The organism is Brachybacterium endophyticum, from assembly GCF_003130585.1.
Taxonomy (GTDB): Bacteria; Actinomycetota; Actinomycetes; order Actinomycetales; family Dermabacteraceae; genus Brachybacterium; species Brachybacterium endophyticum.
Genome location: NZ_QFKX01000002.1, coordinates 77,067 through 93,509 on the forward strand (window position 1 = coordinate 77,067; position 16,443 = coordinate 93,509).

Below are 16,443 nucleotides of genomic sequence, written 5' to 3' on the forward strand. Positions count from 1 at the left end.
CCCGCCCACGGAAGAAGCCCCATGGACCTGATCCACATGCTGATGGACCCCTCCCAGCTGCTGGACCGCTTCGGTGCAGCGTTCTGGTGGGTGGCCCACGCGATCGTCTTCATCGAGTGCGGCCTGTTCTTCCCGATCCTGCCGGGCGACTCGCTGCTCTTCGCCGTCGGGATGTTCTCCCACGGCGGTGGTCTGGCGGTGCCGCTCGCGCTGTCGCTGCTGACCCTGTGCATCGCCGCGTTCGCCGGCAACGTCGTCGGCTACGAGATCGGCCGGGCACTGGGCGGGAAGCTCTACGAGCGCGACGGGCGCCTGCTCAAGCGCCGCTACTTCGACCGCACCATCGACTTCTTCGAGCGCTACGGCCGGCGCGCCCTCGTGCTGGGACGCTTCGTCCCGGTCGTGCGCACGTTCATCACCGTCGTCGCCGGCGTGGGCAGGATGCACCGCCGGAGCTTCTACACCTGGTCCGCGATCGGTGCGGTGCTGTGGGTCCTGCTGATCACGCTGCTGGGCTACGCCCTCGGGGGCGTCACCGTGATCCGCGAGAACCTCGAGCTCGCCGTGCTGGCGCTGGTGTTCGTCTCGGTGGTCCCCATGCTCATCGAGGGGATGCGCAAGCACGCCAAGGCGCGTCACGGCGGAGGCGACGGCAACGGCCACTCGATGGGCGACGAGCCCGCCTGAGGCACGAAGGGGGCGGACCCTCCACATCCTTGCGGTACCGCACCGAATGGCTGCGTCCGCGCGCGATTTAAGGTACGTTAAATCGCATGGCGGAGCCGATCGTCCACGAACGTTTCCGCGAGGGCCCTCCCTCGCGGAACGGCTCCGCGTCCGGAGGCGAGAGGACGCCTCGCCCGCGACGCACTCTGCGTCTTCTCGGTCCGGCCTTCGTGGCCGCCGTCGCCTACGTGGACCCCGGCAACATCGCCGCGAACATCACGGCGGGCGCGCGGCACGGATACCTGCTGCTGTGGGTCCTGGTGGTCGCGAACGCGATGGCGATGCTCGTCCAGTACCTCTCGGCCAAGCTCGGTGCGGTCACCGGGCGCACCCTGGCCGACCACCTCGGTCGATCCCTCGGTCGGCGCTCGCGCCTGCTCTTCTGGCTGCAGGCCCAGGCGATGGCGATCGCCACCGACGTCGCCGAGGTCGTGGGCGGAGCGATCGCGCTACGGATCCTGTTCGGGCTGCCGCTCCTGGTCGGCGGCATCATCGTCGGCGTGGTCTCGATGGGCCTGCTCGCGGTCCAGTCCCGGTACGGCCAGCGGCCGTTCGAGCGCGTCGTGATCGGCCTGCTGGCCGTGATCACCATCGGGTTCCTCGCGGGGCTCTTCGTCGCCCCGCCCGACCCGGTCGCGCTGGCCGAGGGGCTCGTCCCGCGCTTCGACGGTGCCGGCACCGTCGTGCTCGCCGCGTCGATGCTCGGCGCCACCGTGATGCCCCACGCGATCTACCTGCACGCCGGGCTGGTGCGGGATCGTCACGGAACCGGCGGCGGTCCGGTGACGGTGGACCGGGTGGTGCGCGCCTCCCGCTGGGACGTCGCCCTGTCGCTGTGCGTCGCCGGCACCGTCAACATCGCGATGCTCGTCCTCGCCGCCGAGGCGCTGCCGGGCATCCCCGGCACCGACACCATCGAGGGCGCTCAGCACGCCATCGCCGCAGCGTCCGGCCCCGTGATCGGGGTGCTGTTCGGGATCGGGCTGCTCGCCTCCGGTCTCGCCTCCTCCTCGGTCGGCGCCTACGCCGGTGCGGAGATCCTCCAGAGCATGCTGCACGTGAGGATCCCGCTGGTGGTCAGCCGCGCCCTCACCCTGCTGCCCGCCCTGCTGGTGCTCGCGCTCGGTACCGAGCCCACCGCGGCCCTCGTGCTCAGCCAGGTCGTGCTCAGCCTGTGCCTGCCGTTCGCCCTGATCCCACTGGTCGCCCTGACCAGCCGCCGCGCGCTGATGGGACGCTTCGCCAATGCGCGGGTCGTCACGGTGATCGCCTGGATCGTCGTCGCGCTCATCATCGCGCTGAACCTCGCGCTCGTCCCCAGCTCCCTCGCGGGAGGCTGACGGACGGGGCCGACGGCCGACGGCCCTCGGCCCTCGGCCGGCGGCCGACGGTCGGGGCCGGCCCCGGCGATACGATGCCGAGGTGAAACCCGATGAGCTCAGTCCCGTGGCCCAGGACTACCTCAAGGTGATCTGGTCGCGCACCGAATGGGGCGCCGAGCCGATGACGACCGGGGACATCGCCCAGCGCTTCGGCACCAGCGCGGCCAACGTCACCGAGACCCTCAAGCGTCTCGACGCCCAGGGCCTCGTCACCCGCGTCCCCTACAAGCCCGTCGAGCTCACCGACGCCGGTGCCCAGTGCGCGATCGCGATGGTCCGCCGCCACCGCCTGCTGGAGACCTACCTCGTCGAGGCTCTCGGCTACGGATGGGACGAGGTGCACGACGAGGCCGAGCGCCTCGAGCACGCCGTCTCGGACACGTTCATCACCCGGATCGACGCCGTGCTCGGCCACCCCGCGGCCGACCCGCACGGGGACCCGATCCCCGACGCCGACCACCGGTGGGTGCACCCCGAGGACGCCACGACCCTGGCGGACGTCCCCGGGCCGGGCCGGTACCGGGTGCTCGTGGTCTCCGACGCCGACCCCGAAGTGCTGCGCGCCGCACGCGAGCACGGCCTCACCCCCGGCGTCGAGGTCGACGTCGAGAGCGGAGCCGGAGCGCGCACGCGGGTGCGCGTGCCCGGAGCTGCTGGTTCGGAGGTCGGCCGGGACCTCGCTGAGGGGATGCTCGTGCTGCCGCTCGGCTGAGGGCGGGGCCGCCGCGCCCCGCGGCTCTCAGGTCGCGCCGCAGCGCTCAGGCCGGGCCGCAGTGCTCGGGCCGCGCCGCAGTTCTCAGGCCGGGCCGCAGCTCTGCCGCAGCAGCAGGTCCACGGGCAGCCGGAGGTCCACCGGGTCGGCGTCGGCATCGGCGAGGCGTCGTTGCAGGGTGCGCACCGCGTGGATGCCGACATCCGTCATCGGCTGGCGAACGGTGGTCAGCGTCGGCCGGGAGAGCCGCGCCTCCTCGACGCCGCCGAACCCGGCGACCACGCACTGATCGGGCACGGAGATCCCGGCCTCCTCCAGAGCGGCGAGCGCAGCCAGCGCGCTCGGGTCGTCCGCGGCGATCACCGCGGCCGGCCGGGTCTCGCGCAGGATCCGACGCGTCTCCGCCAACGCGGCCTCGGCCGTGCCGTCGGTGGGGACCAGATGGCGTTCCACGTCCCTCCCGGCGGCCCGCGCATCGGCGATCGCGGCGTGGAAGCCCTGCTCGCGATCACGGGCGTCGGCGGAGTCCGCCGGGCCGGCGAGGTAGAGGACCGGTCCCGGGGGTTTGGCCGCGAGGACGTGGCGAGTCAGTGCCTCCATCCCCCCGCTGTCGTCCACGCGCACCGAGTCGGGTGCGCCCTCGGCGCGGCCGGCGACGACCGCCAGGGGCAGGCGCCGGGCGGATCGGGCGATCAGGTCGTCGGGAACACTGCCCGCGAAGACGACCAGCCCGTCCACGCGTCCCTCGAGGTCGTGGAGCACGACGGTGCGGGCCAGGTGCTGGCCGGAGGCGATGAGCAGCGCGTACCCGGCGCTCCAGGCGCTGATCTCACAGCCGCGCACCAGCTGCTCGAAGTAGCGGTTGCGGTCGGGGTCGGCGTAGGAGCCGTCGGTGTCGTCGATGACGCCGACCTCGCTGCCGGCGGCGTGGTCCGCGTGCGCGGCCAGCGGGTCGGCGGGGCCGGGGAGCAGCAGCCCCAGCACTCCGGTGCGTCGCCCCGCGAGGCCGCGAGCGCTCGCGTTGGGCACGTATCCGAGGGCATCGATCGCCCGCTGCACGCGATCCCGCGTGCTCTCGGAGACCTTGGCCGGGCTGCGCAGCACCCGTGACACGGTCGCGATCGAGACCCCTGCGCTCGACGCGACGTCGTAGACGGTGGGTGCCTTCCTGGGTGCCAACGGGGACCTCCGGGGTGAGCGAAGGGACGGGACGGGGGAGGAGCACGGAGATGGTCCGGTCCGAGCAGATTACCGGAGGTGAGGAGGTGCTCGGGGCCCACCGATGCGGCGCGTCCCGCGGAGCCCGGTCGACGGGCTCCGCGCCGGTGTGATCCTCTTGCACACATACCCCCTAGGGGTATACGTTCGAGGTGCTCCGGCGGACCGCACCCCGGCCCGCCCCCACGGATCCAGGAGGAGACCGATGACCACGACGACGTTCCAGGTGAGCGGGATGACCTGCGGGCACTGCGAGATGTCGGTGCGCGAGGAGGTCGGCGAGGTCCCCGGCGTCGAGGGCGTCGAGGTCAGCCACGAGACCGGGCGCCTGGTCGTCACCAGCGGGGCGCCGCTCGATCAGGCGGACGTTCTCGCCGCCGTCGAGGAGGCCGGCTACTCGGCCCAGCCCGTCGGCTGATCCCGTCGCGCGGGCCCGGCCCACGCGGGTCCGGCCCGTTCCCGTCCATGCCGTGAGGAGGTCCGCATGTCCGTCACCGATGCGCACGAGCGCACGGGAGCAGAGGAGCCCCTGCGCGACGTCGACCTCGATATCGGCGGGATGACCTGCGCCTCCTGCGCCAACCGCATCGAGCGCAAGCTCAACCGGCTCGACGGCGTGCGGGCGAGCGTCAACTTCGCGACCGAGGCGGCTCACGTGAGCGCCCCGGCGGCGATGGATGCGCAGACCCTGATCGGGGAGGTCGCGAAGGCCGGGTACACCGCGACGCTGCCGCCCGATCCCGACCCGGAGGACGGAGTCGAGCGCGGTGCGGGGGACGACGACGCGGACGACGGCTCCTCGGCGGTCGCCGCGGATCCGGAGCTGGTCGACCTGCGCGGGCGGCTGCTCGGCGCGGCCGTGCTGGGCATCCCGGTGATCCTGCTGTCCATGATCCCGGCCCTGCAGTTCACGTACTGGCAGTGGCTCGTCCTCGCCCTGGCCGCCCCGGTCGTGCTGTGGTCGGGATGGCCCTTCCACCGCGCGGCGGCCGTGAACGCCCGCCACGGCGCCGCCACCATGGACACGCTGATCTCGATCGGCACCGTCGCCGCGTTCCTGTGGTCGCTGTACGCACTGTTCCTGGGCGACGCCGGGATCGCGGGCATGCGACACGAGTTCTCGCTGCGCATCGCGCGCAGCACCGAGGCCGATGCGATCTATCTCGAGGTCGCCGCCGGCGTGACCCTCTTCGTCCTGGCCGGTCGCTACATCGAGAAGCGTTCGAAGCGTCGCGCCGGAGCCGCGCTGCGCGCCCTGCTGCACCTGGGCGCGAAGGACGTCGCCGTGCTCCGCGACGGCGTCGAGACCCGCATTCCGGTGGGGCGGCTCGCGGTCGGCGACCGGTTCGTGGTCCGACCGGGCGAGAAGATCGCGACCGACGGGCAGGTCGTCGCGGGCCGCAGCGCCGTGGACGCTTCGATGCTCACCGGGGAATCCGTGCCGCAGGAGGTCGTCCCCGGCGACGTCGTCACCGGTGCGACCGTGAACCAGGGCGGGAGGATCGTGGTGCGGGCCTCGCGCGTCGGCGCCGGCACGCAGCTCGCCCAGATGGCGCGACTGGTCAGGGACGCGCAATCGGGGAAGGCCGGCGTGCAGCGCCTGGCGGACCGGATCTCCGGGGTGTTCGTCCCGATCGTCCTCGCGATCGCCCTGATCACCCTGATCGCCTGGCTGCTCACGGGCCACGGCGCCGAGGCGGCGTTCACCGCGGCGGTCGCGGTGCTCATCATCGCCTGCCCGTGCGCGCTCGGACTCGCGACGCCGACGGCGCTGCTGGTCGGCACCGGTCGGGGCGCCCAGCTGGGGATCCTCATCAAAGGCCCCGAGGTCCTCGAGAGCACCGGCGGCCTCGACACCGTCGTCCTCGACAAGACCGGCACCGTCACCACCGGGCGCATGAGCCTCGTCGACGTGCACGTGGCCGACGGTGTGAGCGGGACGGAGCTGCTGCGCCGCGCCGGCGCCGTCGAGGACGCCTCCGAGCACCCGATCGCCCAGGCCATCGCCCGCGGCGCAGGGGAACTTGTGGGCGACCTCCCCGAGGCATCCGACTTCGAGGCCCTGCCCGGTCGGGGCGTGCGCGGGCTGGTGGACGGTGTGGAGGTCAGCGTCGGCCGCGAGGTCGGCGAGGCGGCGGCGCTCGAGATCCCGCCGGCGCTCGCCGCCGCCGTGGCGGACGCCGAAGCCGATGGCCGCACCGCGGTCGCCGTGGCCTGGGGAGGTGCGGTGCGCGGTGTCCTCACGGTCGCCGATGCGATCCGGCCCACGAGCGCCCAGGCCGTCGCCCGACTGCGGGAGCTGGGCCTGCGCCCCGTGCTGCTGACCGGTGACGGCCGCCGCGTGGCCGAGACCATCGCCAGCCAGGCCGGTATCGACGAGGTGATCGCGGGTGTCATGCCCGAGGACAAGGTCGCCGTCGTCCGCCGCCTGCAGTACGAGGGCCGGAGAGTCGCGATGGTGGGCGACGGCGTCAACGATGCGGCGGCGCTCGCCCGGGCCGACCTGGGGATCGCGATGGGGAGCGGCACCGACGCGGCCATCCAGGCCGCCGACATCACCCTGGTGCGCGGGGACCTGCGCTCCGCGGCCGACGCCGTACGCCTCGCACGCCGCACCCTGCGCACGATCCGCGGCAACCTCTTCTGGGCCTTCGCCTACAACGTCGCGGCGATCCCGCTCGCCGCCCTGGGGCTGCTGAACCCGATGCTCGCGGGCGCCACGATGGCCTTCTCCAGTGTGTTCGTGGTGCTCAGCAGCCTGCGTCTGCGGACCTTCCGGGAGAGCGGGAGCGGGCGTTGAGCACCCTTCTCCACGCATCGGCGTGGGGTCTAGTGTGGAGGGACGAACGACATCGAGAGCACCCCAGGGTGCTCGTACCCGTCGAAGGAGAAGCATCATGGCTGACCTCAGTGGACGCACCATCGCGCTGATCGCGAACCGCGGCGTGGAGGAGCCCGAGCTCGCCGAGCCTCTCCGGGCGCTGCGGGAGGCGGGCGCGACCACCGTCCTGCTCTCCGCCGAGGAATCGAGCGTCGTGGCGCTGAAGGGCGACTGGGACCGCGGGCAGGAGTTCCCCGTCGACGCGCCCATCGCCGGCGCGAAGGCCGAGGACTACGACGCTCTCGTCCTCCCCGGCGGCACGCTGAACGCCGACTCCCTGCGCATCGACTCCGACGCCGTCGACCTGGTGAAGGCTTTCGCCGCGGCCGAGAAGCCGATCGCAGCGATCTGCCACGCCCCGTGGCTGCTGATCGAGGCCGGACTGGTCGACGGACTGCGGATGACCAGCTTCACCGCGCTGGTCACCGACCTCAAGAACGCCGGCGCGGACTGGGTCGACGAGCAGGTGGTCACCGATCGCGGCATCACCACCAGCCGCAACCCGGGCGACCTCGAGGCCTTCAACGAGGAGATCATCTCCCGCCTCGCCGGCTGAGCGCCCGGGGCCCTGCACCCGGGGCCCGGCGGCCCGGCGCACGCCCGGTCACGCCGGGAGTGCGCCGGTCAGCTCGGGTGGCCGCTCACTTCACGGCGCCCATCGACAGGCCGCGCACCAGCTGCTTCTGGGCGATCCATCCGGCGAGGACCACCGGTAGCGACGCCAGCACCGAGGCGGCGGAGAGCCGTGCGAGGAACGACCCCTCCGAGGTCATCGTGCTCATCAGGTAGATCGGCACGGTCGCGGCGTTCGCGGCGGTGAGGTTCAGGGCGAAGAAGAACTCGTTCCACGCGAAGATCACGCAGATCAGCGCTGTCGCGGCCACGCCGGGCGCGACCATCGGCAGCAGCACGGTGCGCATCGTGCGCATCAGCGAGGCGCCGTCGATCGACGCGGCCTCGAGGACCTCGCCGGGGACCTCGAGGAAGAACGAGCGCATCATCCACACCGCGATCGGCAGGTTCATCGCCGTGTACAGCACGATCAGCGTGATCAGGTTGTCGAGCATGCGCAGCTGACCGGCGATCACGTAGATCGGCATGATCACCGCGACCACCGGCAGCATCTTCGTGGAGATGAAGAAGAACAGCACGTCCTGGGTCTTCTTCACCGGTCGGATGCTGAGCGCGTAGGCCGCCGGGATCGCCAGCACAAGGACCAGCAGCGTGGAGCAGGCGGTCGCGATCACCGAATTCAGCAGGTAGCTGCCGGCGCCCGAGGCGAGGACGGCGCGGTACTGGTCGAGGGTCGGGGTGAACAGGAACGTGGGCGGGCTCGCGGCCGCCTGGGACTCCTGCTTGAAGCTGGTGAGCACCATCCAGGCGATCGGGGCGAAGAAGATCAGCCCGACGATCCAGGCCAGGATGCCCAGCAGGCGTCCGGTAGTGGTCCCGCGGGCGCGCTTGGGCCGGACCGCCGGTGAGCCCTGGGTTCCCGCCCCCGCACCGTCCGGGGCGGGCCGGGACGACGGACCGGGGGAGGCGGCGTCGGTGAGCGTGCTCATGACTGCTCCTTGGCGTTGATGCTGCGGAAGATCAGCCGCAGGGCGAGCGTGGAGATGATGATGGTGGCGACGACGGTGACCACGCCCATCGCCGCCGACTGGCCGATGTCGAAGCCCAGGAACGCGCGCTGGTAGATGTAGAAGGGGAGGTTGGCGCTCGCGGTGCCGGGCCCTCCCGCCGTCATCAGATAGATCTGGTCGAAGGTGTTGACCACGTAGATCGCTCCCAGCAACACCGACAGCTCGATGTAGAAGCGCAGGTGGGGAAGCGTGATCAGGCGGAACGTCTGCCAGGGGGAGGCGCCGTCCATCGACGCCGCCTCGAGCACGTCGCCGGTCTGCGACTGCAGTCCTGCCAGCAGCAGGAGCATCATGAACGGGGTCCACTGCCATACCAGGGCCACCACGATCGAGAGCACAGGCAGCTGGCTGGTCCAGTCCACCGGATCGGCCCCGACCAGGCCGATCAGCCAGTTCACCAGGCCGTAGGTGGGGTCGAACATCGAGATCGACCAGAGCATGGCGCCGGCGACCGGCATGATCAGGAACGGTGTGATGAGAAGAGTGCGCACCACCCCGCGGCCCAGGAACCTCCGGTCCAGCAGCAGGGCGAGGCCGAGTCCCAGCAGCAGGGCGATCAGGACGCAGGCCAGCGTGATGAGGATCGAGTTCAGGGCGGCCCCGCGGAACGTGGAGTCGCGGAAAATGTCGATGAAGTTCTGGAGGCCCACGAACTCCTCGCCCTCGGGGCGCAGCAGGTTCCGGGAACGCAGGGAGTACCAGATGGTCAGCAGGAACGGGATCTGGGTGCACACCACCACGAAGACGAAGGCGGGCATCAGGGGCAGGCGGCGTCGCCACCCCTCGGCGCGCGAGTGCTGGGCCGCGTGGTCACTGCCCTGCGGGTCGGCAGGGCGTCGGCCTCGTGCGGTGCGGTGGGTCGGGGCTGTGGCGGCTGCGCTCATCACGGCTCAGCCCTCCCATCCATAGGTGCGGGCGACGGAGGAGGCGAAGGTCTGCGCCTGGCGCAGGGCGTCGTCGACGCTCTGTCCGCCGGCGATGGCGGCGGAGAACTGCTGGCCCACCCGTGTGCCGAGGTCCTGGAACTCGGGGATGCCCACGAACTGCAGGCCGGGGTAGGGCACCTCCTGGGACATGGCCTTCTCCTGGGTGGCGTTGCCCATCGAGTCGAGCGTCGGCTTCGCGTAGTGCTCGGCGAGCTCCTTGTACTCGGGGATCTCGTACGTGGAAGCGCGTGATCCCGGTGGCAGCGCCTCCCAGCCGACGTCCTCGCCGACCAGCTGGAAGTAGTCCGGGTGGGTCATCCAGGCGATGAAGTCCCAGGCGGCCTGCTTCTTCTCGGAGGTCTCGGGGATCGCCAGCGCCCAGGCGTAGAGCCAGCCCGCGTGGGGCGTCTCCTGCGTGGGGGCGAGCGCGTAGCCGGTCTTGCCGACCACCGTCGAGGAGTCGGGGCTCTCGACCCCGGAGACCAAGGAGGACGCGTCGTACCACATGGCGGCGTTGCCCTGGGCGAACTGTGTCAGGCACTCGCCGAAGCCGGACGTCGCGGCTCCCGGCTGTCCCCAGCTGCGCACCGTGTCGACGTACATGGAGACGGCCTCGCGGACCTCGTCGGAGTCCAGACGGGGCGCCCAGTCCATGTCGAACCAGCACCCGCCGAACGTGTTGATCACGGTGTCCATCGGGGCGAGGTTCTCGCCCCAGCCCGCCAGGCCGCGCAGGGCGATGCCGGCCGTGCCGGCATCCGGATCGTGGAGGGCCTTGGCGAAGGAGCGGATCTCGTCCCAGGTGGGGGAGCCCGGCATCGTCAGCCCGGCCTTCTCGAACAGATCCTTGCGGTAGACCACGAAGGAGCTCTCGCCGTAGAACGGCACCGAGTACATGGACTTCTCGTAGGTGAGGGAGTCCCGGATGGTGGGGATGAAGTCCTCAGGCGCGTACCCGGAGGTCTTGTCGATGTAGGGCTGCAGGTCGGCGAGCCAGCCGTTGGCGGCCCACTGCGGGGTCTCGTAGTTGGAGATCATCACGACGTCGAACTCGCCGCCGCCGGAGGCGACGGACGCCGTGATCTTCGCGCGCGCCTCGTTCTCCGGCAGGGACACGAAGCGCACATCGACGTCGGGGTGGTCGGCGTGGAAGCGGTCGACCAGGCCGATCGCGTCCTGCATCTGCGGGTTCGAGACGATCGCGACCACGATCGACTGCCTGCCTCCGCTGCTGCCCGAGCCGCAGCCCGCCAGCCCGAGGGCGGAGGCACCGGCGCCGGCGGCGCCCAGGGCCCCGGCCCCCAGGACAGAGCGTCGCGTCGGTCGCTCACGGCCGGCGGGCGGCAGCGTGACGGGCAGGTGGGAGGAGGGGAGAGATCGGCGATGCGTCATGGGATGTCCCCTTCGGGCGGTGTCGGCGGCTCTGTCGACGGATCGCGCGCTCTACGCTCCGCTCGCCGGGGGCGACGAACATCTGATGCACGGCGGCGCTCATCTGATGCGTGAGCCTAGTCATATACGCTTCCCGGAGCAACAGCCCGGACCGGGCTGCGCGGGCACGTCCCGCGGGCCCCGGCGCCCGCCGTGGCCCGCGCGCGGGGACGCGGCAGCCCGCTACCAGATGCATCGCACGAGGAGGTCCGATGGCGGCCGACGACGGCTCGCTCAAGGCGCTGCTGGCGACCGAGTACTACCTCGAGGGGCGATCGAAGGTGGACATCGCCAAGCAGCACGCCCTCTCGCGCTTCCAGGTTGCCCGTCTCCTCGAGGAGGCCCGCTCGGAGGGCATCGTGCAGATCCGGATCAACGATCCGGCGGACTCCGGTCGCGACCTCGCGCCGCTGGCGGACGCGCTCGGCATCTCCCGGGTCGTGGTGGCTTCCCCACGCGTCGACGAGACCATGCGGGCCGCGCTGGCGCGACAGGTGGGCCGTCTGCTCCCGGACCTGCTGCGCGACGGGGGACGCCTCGGGATCGCCTGGTCCCGCACCCTCGTGCACCTGCCCGACGCCCTCGACGTGCTGCCGCGGGTGGACCTCGTGCAGCTCGTCGGCCCGCTGAGCGCCCACGGCTACTCCAGTGCCCACTCCTCGGCGCTCATCCACACGCTGGGATCGTTCACCGGCGGCGGCATCTGGGCCCTGCCCACCCCCTTGATCGTCGACTCCCCCGAGGTCGCGGCCTCTCTGCGGGGGATGGACGAGGTCCGCTCCGCGCTCGAGGCGGCCGACGAGATCGACGTCGCCGCGGTCTCGATCGGAGCCTGGTGGTCCGGTGCCTCGACGCTGTGGAGCAGGCTCTCGGAGAAGGAGCGCGGCCGGGTGAGAGAGGCGGGCGTGGTCGCCGAATGCGCCGGGGTGCTGGTGGACCGCGAGGGCGGGATCGCGCATCCGGGCATCGAGGAACGCGTGATCGGCGTCAGCCCCGAGCAGCTCCGACGCACCCACGTGGTCGCGGTCGCGCCGGCCGTCGGCCATCCCGAGGCGGTGATCGCTGCCGCGCGGGCGGGCCTCGTCGACGATCTCGTGCTCTCCTCCGAGCTCGCGGACCAGGTGGCGCGTGTGCTCGGGTGAGGTCTGCCCCGCTCATCTGCGAGGGCCGCTGGTATCGTCGGCGCCACCTCCATCCGCCGATGACGAAGGATGAGCCATGACCTCGCTCGCTGCTGCCGCCCTGCCCGAGATCGAGGCCTCCGGCCGGGTCGAGGTCCCCCGGTACCCGCTCAAGGAGCGGGAGATCGGCATCGTCCACTTCGGCGTCGGCGGCTTCCACCGAGCCCACCAGGCGATGTTCCTGGACCGGCTGTTCCGCGCCGGCCGCGATCGCGACTGGGCGCTGTGCGGGGTGGGGCTGCTGCCCGGCGACTCGCGCATGAGAGACGCCCTGCACGCCCAGGACGGCCTGTACACCCTGGTGACGAAGGCGCCCGACGGCACCCGGGGCCCGCGCGTGATCGGCTCGATCGCCGAGTACCTGTTCGCGCCCGACGACCCGGAGGCCGTGCTCGCGCGGATGGCCGCCCCGGGCACCCGCATCGTCTCCCTCACCGTCACCGAGGGCGGCTACAACGTCAATCCCTCCACCGGCGAGTTCCGGCGCGAGACCCCCGGGGTCCTCGAGGACCTCCGCACACGGTTCGAGGACACGAGCCGCGCGGGCGCCGACGGAGCAGCGGCTCCCGGTCCGGTCGGCCACCCACGGACGATGTTCGGATTCGTGGTCGAGGCCCTGCGGCGTCGTCGTGCGGCAGGGGCTCCGCCGTTCACCGTCATGTCCTGCGACAACGTGCGCGGCAACGGTGATCTGGCGCAGCGCATGATCCTCGAGTACGCGCGACTGCGCGATCAGGCCGGTCTGCACGGGAGCGAGCCGATGGCCCCCTGGATCGAGGAGCACGTCGCCTTCCCGAACTGCATGGTCGACAGGATCACCCCGGTCACCGCCGAGGACGACATCGAGATGGTCGCGCGCGAGTACGGCGTGCAGGACGCCTGGCCCGTGGTCAGCGAGGACTTCGTGCAATGGGTGCTCGAGGACGGTTTCCCCCAGGGCCGCCCGGCCTACGAGCAGGTCGGCGTGCAGATGGTCGAGGACGTCGAGCCCTACGAGCTGATGAAGCTGCGGCTGCTGAACTGCTCCCACCAGGCGATCGCCTACTTCGGGCTGCTGCTGGGGCTCACCTACGCCCATGAAGCGGCCCAGGACGAGGACCTGGCCCCCTTCACGCGCGTGCTGTACATGGAGCGCGAGGCGACACCGACGCTGCCCGAGGTGCCCGGCATCGACCTCGACGGCTACCAGGACGAGCTGATGGCGCGGTTCTCCAATGAGCACGTGCGCGACACCCTCGCGCGCCTGGCCGCCGAGTCCAGCGACCGCATCCCCACCTGGCTGGTGCCGATGATCAGGGAGATCCTCGAGGCAGGAGGCTCGGTCGACGCGTGCGCGGCCACCGTGGCCTCCTGGGCCCGCTACGCGGAGGGCACCGGGGAGGACGGGGAGGAGTGGCCGGTCGTCGACCGCCTCCGCGACCGGGTGATGGCCGCCGCCGCCCGGCACGACGAGGACCCTCTGGCCTTCCTGCGGGACGCCGAGCTCTTCGGCGACCTCGTCGAGCAGGACGCGTTCACGACCCCGTACCTGCACGCGCTGGACGTGCTGCGCACCCGGGGCGCCCGCGCTCTGCTCCGAGAGCTCCGCGCCCGGGTGTGAGCGATCCGCACCTCCTGACCCTCGCGACGTGACACGGGCCACGCCCTGTCCGTGCATCGGGAGCCCCCGCTGCCGGTATGCGCCAGGATCGTAGACTCACACAGTGCCCGCCGCGCCGGCGGCGGACACACGGTGCTCGCCGCCTCGGCGGGCATGCCCATCGTGTCCACCGTCGGTCGCGCGTCGCGCCGGTGACGCGCCTCCGGTCACCCGAAGGAGCCCGCACCCGATGAGTCTGGTCGTGCAGAAGTTCGGCGGATCCTCCGTCGCCGACGCCCCCTCGGTGGTCCGCGTGGCCAAGCGCATCGCGCAGTACGCCAAGGCCGGACACGAGGTCGTCGTCGTCGTCTCCGCGATGGGAGACACCACGGACGACCTCATCGACCTCGCCGAGCAGGTCACGCCGAACCCCCCGCCCCGCGAGCTCGACATGCTGCTGACCTCCGGGGAGCGCATCTCGATGGCCGTGCTCTCGATGGCGCTGAACAACAGCGGCATCTCGGCCCGCGCCTACACCGGTTCGCAGGCCGGCCTGATCACCGACGAGGTCCACGGCAAGGCCCTGATCCAGAAGGTCACCCCCGGGCGCATCCGCACCGCGCTGGACGAGGGCCACGTGGCCATCGTCGCCGGCTTCCAGGGCGTCTCCCAGTCCACGAAGGACATCACCACGCTGGGCCGCGGCGGCTCGGACACCACTGCGGTCGCTCTCGCCGCCGCCCTCGAGGCCGACATCTGCGAGATCTACTCCGACGTCGACGGCGTGTTCACGGCCGACCCGCGGATCGCCCCGGCTGCCCGCCGGGTGCCCGTGATCTCGTGCGAGGAGATGCTCGACCTCGCCGCCAACGGCGCGAAGATCCTGATGGGTCGCAGCGTCGAGTACGCCCGCCGCTACGAGGTGCCGCTGCACGTGCGCAGCTCCTTCTCGGGGCGCCTGGGGACGATCGTCTCGAGCGACCTCGAGCGCGTCGTCCCCGTGGACCCCGACGTCACCATCCGCATCGCCGACGTGCCGCGCCTGGATGCGGCCGACCCCAGCAAGGAGATCCCCGTGGAGTTCACCGACGACCCAGGCCTCGAGGCGCCGATCATCTCCGGCGTCACGCACGACCGCAGCGAGGGCAAGATCACCGTCGTCGAGGTCCCCGACCAGCCCGGCAAGGCCGCGCTGCTGTTCGACGTGGTCGCCTCCTCGGGCGCGAACATCGACATGATCGTGCAGAACACCTCCACGACCAACGACACCGTCGCCATCTCCTTGACCCTCCCGGAGGCGGACTCCGAGCGTGCGCTCGAGGCGATCGAGCAGGCGCGCGAGGCGATCGGTTACTCCGAGGTGCGCTACAACGACCAGATCGGCAAGCTCAGCGTCGTGGGCGCCGGCATGAAGTCCTCGCCGGGCGTCTCGGCGACCCTGTTCCGCTCCCTCGGGGAAGCGGGCATCAACATCGACATGATCTCGACCTCGGAGATCCGTATCTCCGTGGTCACCGACATCTCCCGGCTGGACGACGCCGTCCGCGTGGTCCACAGCGCCTTCGGCCTGGACGCCGAGGACACCGAGGCCGTGGTCTACGGAGGGACCGGACGATGACCCAGACTTCCCCCAGCGCCCAGGACCCCCAGCTCGTCCAGGGCGGGCAGCCCGCGGCCGACGCCGACTTCTCCGCCACCCCCGGCTACTCCGCCGAGGGCCCGGTGATCGGCGTGGTCGGCGCGACCGGCCAGGTGGGTCGCGTGATGCTCGCCCTGCTCGCCGAGCGCGCGCTCCCGCACCGCGCCGTGCGCGCCTTCGCCTCCGCCCGCAGCGCCGGCACCAGCGTCGAGTACGCGGCCACCTCGCTCGTGGTCGAGGACGCCGAGACGGCCGACCTCGAGACCGACCCGGTGGACATCGCGATATTCTCCGCGGGCGGCTCGACCTCGAAGGCGCTCGCCCCGCGCTTCGCGGCAGCAGGAGCCGTCGTGGTCGACAACTCCTCGGCCTGGCGCAAGGACCCCGAGGTGCCCCTCGTAGTCTCCGAGGTCAACCCCGACGCGATCGGTGAGAGGCCGCGCGGGATCATCGCGAACCCCAACTGCACCACCATGGCCGCCATGCCCGCCCTCAAGGCGCTGCACGACGTGGCGGGCCTCGCGCGCCTGAAGGTCGCCACCTACCAGGCGGTCTCCGGCTCCGGCGTCGCAGGGGTCAAGGAGCTGGCCGCCCAGGTGCGCGCCGCCGCGGACCACCTCGAGGACCTGGCGCTGGACGGCTCGGCGATCGAGTTGCCGGCCCCCGAGACCTACATCAAGCCGATCGCCTTCAACGCCCTCGCCTATGCGGGCAAGGAGGTCGACGACGGCTCCGGCGAGACCGACGAGGAGCAGAAGCTGCGCAACGAGTCGCGGCGCATCCTGGACCTCCCGGAGCTCCCGGTGGCCGGTACCTGCGTGCGTGTCCCGGTGGTGACCGGCCACGCGGTCGTCCTGCACGCCGAGTTCGACCAGGCGATCACCCCGGAGCAGGCGCAGGCCGCACTCGATGCGGCCCCGGGCGTCACCGTGGTCGACGTGCCGACGCCGCTCGAGGCCGCCGGCAAGGACGGCACCTTCGTGGGCCGGGTCCGTCAGGACCAGTCCGTGCCCGGCGGGAAGGGCCTCGTGCTCTTCGCGGTCGCCGACAACCTGCGCAAGGGCGCCGCCCTGAACGCGATCCAGATCGCCGAGCTGCTCGCCACCGGCCACCAGCGCTGAGGGC

At 71.8% G+C, this 16,443-nt stretch carries 14 protein-coding genes; 10 read left to right on the forward strand and 4 right to left on the reverse strand.

The features are described from left to right. Window positions 1–21 precede the first annotated feature (21 nt). The 3 genes from DEO23_RS04785 (at window position 22) to DEO23_RS04795 (ending at window position 2,820) form a co-directional block, all read left to right on the forward strand. Window positions 22–687, forward strand: coding sequence for a DedA family protein (locus DEO23_RS04785; protein ID WP_109274898.1), 666 nt, complete (start codon window positions 22–24; stop codon window positions 685–687). An 86-nt stretch (window positions 688–773) separates the two neighbouring features. Beyond that, window positions 774–2,066 carry an Nramp family divalent metal transporter gene (locus DEO23_RS04790; RefSeq protein WP_109274899.1) on the forward strand — a complete coding sequence of 431 codons (1,293 nt, stop codon included), beginning with the start codon at window positions 774–776 and terminating at the stop codon, window positions 2,064–2,066. A gap of 82 nt (window positions 2,067–2,148) precedes the next feature. Continuing rightward, on the forward strand, window positions 2,149–2,820 hold the full coding sequence (locus DEO23_RS04795) for a metal-dependent transcriptional regulator (protein WP_109274900.1): 672 nt from the start codon (window positions 2,149–2,151) through the stop codon (window positions 2,818–2,820). 84 nt (window positions 2,821–2,904) lie between these two features. Here the strand turns inward: DEO23_RS04795 and DEO23_RS04800 are convergent, their stop codons facing one another. Continuing rightward, window positions 2,905–3,999: a LacI family DNA-binding transcriptional regulator gene (locus DEO23_RS04800; protein WP_109274901.1), complete on the reverse strand. Its 1,095-nt coding sequence runs from the start codon at window positions 3,997–3,999 to the stop codon at window positions 2,905–2,907. A 244-nt stretch (window positions 4,000–4,243) separates the two neighbouring features. Between DEO23_RS04800 and DEO23_RS04805 the strand changes: the two genes are divergently transcribed. The 3 genes from DEO23_RS04805 to DEO23_RS04815 all read left to right on the forward strand — a co-directional run bounded on the left by DEO23_RS04805 (window position 4,244) and on the right by DEO23_RS04815 (window position 7,475). Next, a complete protein-coding gene (locus DEO23_RS04805; RefSeq protein WP_109274902.1) occupies window positions 4,244–4,456 on the forward strand; it encodes a heavy-metal-associated domain-containing protein in 213 nt (70 codons plus the stop codon). A gap of 66 nt (window positions 4,457–4,522) precedes the next feature. Further along, window positions 4,523–6,838 carry a heavy metal translocating P-type ATPase gene (locus tag DEO23_RS04810; RefSeq protein WP_109274903.1) on the forward strand — a complete coding sequence of 772 codons (2,316 nt, stop codon included), beginning with the start codon at window positions 4,523–4,525 and terminating at the stop codon, window positions 6,836–6,838. Window positions 6,839–6,935: 97 nt separating this feature from the next. Then, a complete protein-coding gene (locus DEO23_RS04815) occupies window positions 6,936–7,475 on the forward strand; it encodes a type 1 glutamine amidotransferase domain-containing protein (RefSeq protein WP_109274904.1) in 540 nt (179 codons plus the stop codon). Between the two features lie 85 nt (window positions 7,476–7,560). Here the strand turns inward: DEO23_RS04815 and DEO23_RS04820 are convergent, their stop codons facing one another. From DEO23_RS04820 to DEO23_RS04830, 3 genes are read right to left on the reverse strand one after another with little or no spacing between them, the layout of a single operon-like run. Continuing rightward, on the reverse strand, window positions 7,561–8,481 hold the full coding sequence (locus tag DEO23_RS04820; protein WP_109274905.1) for a carbohydrate ABC transporter permease: 921 nt from the start codon (window positions 8,479–8,481) through the stop codon (window positions 7,561–7,563). Then, window positions 8,478–9,446 carry a carbohydrate ABC transporter permease gene (locus tag DEO23_RS04825; RefSeq protein ID WP_109274906.1) on the reverse strand — a complete coding sequence of 323 codons (969 nt, stop codon included), beginning with the start codon at window positions 9,444–9,446 and terminating at the stop codon, window positions 8,478–8,480. The genes DEO23_RS04820 and DEO23_RS04825 overlap by 4 nt, the downstream gene beginning before the upstream one ends. Window positions 9,447–9,452: 6 nt before the next feature. After that, on the reverse strand, window positions 9,453–10,880 hold the full coding sequence (locus DEO23_RS04830) for an ABC transporter substrate-binding protein (RefSeq protein ID WP_109274907.1): 1,428 nt from the start codon (window positions 10,878–10,880) through the stop codon (window positions 9,453–9,455). Window positions 10,881–11,131: 251 nt separating this feature from the next. Here DEO23_RS04830 and DEO23_RS04835 point away from each other — a divergent pair, with 251 nt between their 5' ends. From DEO23_RS04835 to DEO23_RS04850, 4 genes are all read left to right on the forward strand, one after another. Then, window positions 11,132–12,061 (forward strand): sugar-binding transcriptional regulator, encoded by a 930-nt coding sequence (locus DEO23_RS04835; RefSeq protein WP_109274908.1) that lies wholly within the window; start codon window positions 11,132–11,134, stop codon window positions 12,059–12,061. Window positions 12,062–12,137: 76 nt separating this feature from the next. Then, window positions 12,138–13,700: a mannitol dehydrogenase family protein gene (locus DEO23_RS04840; RefSeq protein WP_109274909.1), complete on the forward strand. Its 1,563-nt coding sequence runs from the start codon at window positions 12,138–12,140 to the stop codon at window positions 13,698–13,700. A 229-nt stretch (window positions 13,701–13,929) separates the two neighbouring features. Continuing rightward, window positions 13,930–15,297 (forward strand): aspartate kinase, encoded by a 1,368-nt coding sequence (locus tag DEO23_RS04845; protein ID WP_109274910.1) that lies wholly within the window; start codon window positions 13,930–13,932, stop codon window positions 15,295–15,297. Continuing rightward, on the forward strand, window positions 15,294–16,439 hold the full coding sequence (locus tag DEO23_RS04850) for an aspartate-semialdehyde dehydrogenase (RefSeq protein ID WP_109274911.1): 1,146 nt from the start codon (window positions 15,294–15,296) through the stop codon (window positions 16,437–16,439). The genes DEO23_RS04845 and DEO23_RS04850 overlap by 4 nt, the downstream gene beginning before the upstream one ends. Window positions 16,440–16,443 lie beyond the last annotated feature (4 nt).